The organism is Staphylococcus microti, from assembly GCF_000934465.1.
GTDB lineage: Bacteria > Bacillota > Bacilli > Staphylococcales > Staphylococcaceae > Staphylococcus > Staphylococcus microti.
Map to the genome: position 1 here is coordinate 1 of NZ_JXWY01000122.1, position 225 is coordinate 225.

General features: G+C 35.6%; 1 protein-coding gene. It reads right to left on the minus strand.

What is annotated here, in order from left to right; translation table 11 throughout:
• Window positions 1–225 (minus strand): transposase (locus TP70_RS10155; protein ID WP_044361439.1); only part of this gene is annotated, 225 nt, incomplete at both ends.

Consider the following 225-nt stretch of genomic DNA (forward strand, 5'->3'; position numbering starts at 1 on the left):
TCATGTAATCGCGCTACTTTTCGTTTTTGTTTTTGATAGTTCTTTGCTTCAAAGAGGTTGACACCCCTCTTTTTAGCTAACAAAGCACGCTTTGACAACTTACGTTGTTCACGTCTGAGTTTCTTTTCCATTTTAGCCGTGAATTTATGATTATCAATTTTTTGACCATCAGAAAAGATCGCAAAATTCGTAATACCCAAGTCAATACCAATTGCAGAGTATGAT